This window comes from Rhodococcus sp. 05-2255-3B1 (assembly GCF_002258545.1).
In the GTDB taxonomy this organism is placed as follows: Bacteria; Actinomycetota; Actinomycetes; order Mycobacteriales; family Mycobacteriaceae; genus Rhodococcoides.
Genome location: NZ_NOZC01000032.1, coordinates 1 through 1630, shown reverse-complemented (window position 1 = coordinate 1630; position 1630 = coordinate 1). Strand labels below are relative to the sequence as shown.

Below are 1630 nucleotides of genomic sequence, written 5' to 3'. Positions count from 1 at the left end.
ACGGCCTTCCGTGCGCCTGCGCCGCCGTTGAGCCAATAGCCGTTTGCGCGGCCACTGCGACCGAGGTAGTCCGAGGTCTGTCCCGACGAACCCGCGACCGAGCCGCCCACGAGGCGCGTCACGGAGTTGAAGAACCACGATGCATACAGGTTCACGGACGACTCGGAGATCGACTGCCGGAATGCCTTCGAAGTGTTCTGGAAGTACAGCGCGTCGCCGCCGACGCCGGAAACGTTGACAGGGATATTGGCGATCGGCGTGGTGCGCGTGTCGTACAGCTTGTTTCCGACCACTGCAACGTCGGTGCTGCTCGACGCGAAATCCGATTTCCATATGCCGAAGTTCTGCTGCGGATCGTTGGTGACCACGGCCGTGGTCCCGTCCGAGAGAAAGTCACTACCGGGGTCGATGATGGTGTTGTCGGTGATCGAGAGTCGTTTCGCGCCCCCGAATCGGATGCCGCCACGGCGGGGGCGGATGATCGTGACGTCGTTGATCTGGATGTCTTCCGCGAACTCGGTGTACGAGCCGGGTGTGACACCGTCGACCTGGCCGTCGATCCAGATGCCGACACCGGCCGCGTCGTCGGTCGGACCGTCGGATGGGCCTCGAAGTGCGTCGGCCAGGACCATGCTCGACACACGGCCCTGCTTCGGGGCCGCGGTGAGGTGCATCGAGTTGCGCCCAGTAGTGCGGACGACACCACCGGTGCACTGGAACAGCTTGGGTCCTGCGTGTGGGGAGAATCCGCCGATGTAGATGCCGTGGTACGCGGCACCGCGAATGTCCGCGTCGGAGACGATGACCGCGAGGTTGCCGCGGGACATCGACAGTCCGTTGTCGGCACTCTTTCGCGACGTCACCGACCGGGCGACGGCGGTCTCGTTGAAGATCCAGCCGGGGTCGAGACAGTTGTAGAACCGCGAGTGTGCGGCCTCCGCTTCGCCGCGAATTCCCTGGAAGAACACGGGTAGCGACGAGATGTTACGGAAGTCGCAGAATGCGGCCTTGATGTTGCGCACCTGGTACGTCGGGCCACCGGGCATGAGGTCGCCTACCAGTTTGATCGCACCCTGGTAGCCGTTACCAACCGTGGTGCGCGACCGTCTGGGCGAGTCGAGGGGGACGTCGTCTACGACGTTGCCCTCGAATCCCATCCCCATGAACAGGATGTCGCCGCATGCGCCGGTGGTCATGAAGGCGGAGTTGAGGTTTGCGGAGGACTTGAGGGCCATTGACTCCCCGCCCGGGCCTTCGATGGTGACACCGAACAATCCCGATAGGTCGACGGCCTGGTTGAAGGTGTAGGTCGACGAGGGGGCGATGATGCGCTTGCGTCCGGTGGCGATGGCCGTCTGGATCGCCCGGTTCCACGATTGCGCATCCGAGGCGTCAGCATTGAGCTTGAGCTTGTCGACCGAGACGTCTTTGTTGACGTACCCAAGGCTGAGGTCGATCTTCTCCTGCGCGGCCGGCGAGTCGAGGGTGACCTTCGTCCACAGAGCCTGCTCGGTGGCGTCGTAATTCGCGCGTGAGGTTCCGTTATCGATGCGGGAGATCGAGACACCGTTCGCGGTGACGACCTGCCCTGCGAGGTACGCAGTCGAGGGTGCCCAGAGGGGAACATAAC

1 protein-coding gene is annotated in these 1630 nt (G+C 63.6%); it reads right to left on the bottom strand.

Translation table 11 applies throughout. The features are described from left to right. Positions 1–1630 (bottom strand): hypothetical protein (locus CH249_RS28030; protein WP_179274306.1); only part of this gene is annotated, 1630 nt, incomplete at both ends.